The following is a 1,384-nucleotide window of genomic DNA, read 5'->3' as shown; positions in this document are numbered from 1 at the left end:
CGTCGAGGTCGCGCTCGACGACGCGCATCTCGCCCGTCGTCAGCCGTCCCCGTCTTGTCGAGACGACGGTGTCGGCGTCGCGGACCCGCTCAAAGACGGTGTCGTCGAAGACCACGATGTTCCGCTCTAAGGCGTCGCGGATCCCGGCGGCGACCGCGAGCGGTGTCGCGAGCCCGAGCGCGCACGGACACGAGACGATGAGCACCGTGAGCCCGACGAGCATCGCCGTCGTGACGCCGTTGCCGAGCGCCAGGTTCGCCCCGGCGGCGAGGACGGCGATCGCGAGCACCGCCGGGACGAAGATCGTCGCGAGCCGGTCGGCGAGCTTCTGGACGCCGTGGTTCCCGCTCTGGAGGTCCCAGACGAGCTCCGCGACGCGGTCGAGGCTGGAGGTCGCGTCCGGGCCGACCGCGACCGTCAGCGACCCGTCGGCGACGACCGAGCCGCCGACGACGGCGTCGCCCGGCCCCTTGCGGACCGGCATCGACTCGCCGGTGACGACCGACTCGTCGACCGCGGCGTCGCCGTCGACGACATCGCCGTCGACGGGGATCCGCTCGCCCGCGCGGACCAGGACTCGGTCGCCGGGGTCGAGGGCGTCGAGGGCGACCTCCTCGGTGGGTCCCGCTTCATCGACGCCGGCGGCTCCCTCGTCCCCGTCGGCGCCTCCGGCGTTCTCGTCCACCAGTCGCCGCGCCGAGTCGACCTGCACCGCCGTGAGGTCCGAGAGCAGCTCCGTCGCGCGCGACTTGATCGCGTCCTCGTAGTGGTTCCCGACGGTGACGATCACGATGATCGCGACGGTGACGTCGTAGTACACCGACGGCGACTCGACGAAGACGACGGCGAGCGTGCTGTACACGTACGCGCTGACGGCGGCGATCGCGACGAGGAGATCCATGTTCGGCGAGCGCGTCTTCGCGCTGACGTACGCGCCCCGGAGTATCGGCCGGCCGGTGACGAACAGGACGATGGTGGTCAGGACCGCGATCACGATAAAGAAGTACGTCCCCGAGGTCGAGGCCATCGCCGAATTGAGGTACTCCAGCGTGCGCTCGTCGTAGAAGGGGAACGCGAAGTACGTCGGGTAGATGATGACGATGTACTGGAGCATGACCGCCATGCCGACGAGCACGCCGACCGCCAGCCGGACCGTCGCCATGTTGTCCGCCCGGCGGCGCTCGAAGGCGTCGTCGCGCGGGTACGCGCTGTAGCCGAGCCCGCTCACCGTCTCGGAGAGTTCGTCCGTGGTGACCGCCTCCGGGTCGTGGTCGATCCGCACCGTGTCGGTGACGTAGCTCGCGCTCGCGGCGCTCACCCCCTCGGTGTCGGTCGCGACCGCCTCGATGAACGCCTCGCAGGTCGCACAGTGCATCCCGTCGAC

1 protein-coding gene is annotated in these 1,384 nt (G+C 70.4%); it reads right to left on the bottom strand.

Translation table 11 applies throughout. The annotated features are described in order from the left end of the window. A partial coding sequence (locus GJ633_RS16655; RefSeq protein ID WP_156589647.1) for a cation-translocating P-type ATPase occupies window positions 1–1,384 on the bottom strand: 1,384 nt, incomplete at both ends.

Source organism: Halorubrum sp. CBA1125 (genome assembly GCF_009742825.1).
Taxonomy (GTDB): Archaea; Halobacteriota; Halobacteria; order Halobacteriales; family Haloferacaceae; genus Halorubrum.
This window is presented reverse-complemented; position numbering and strand designations above follow the sequence as displayed.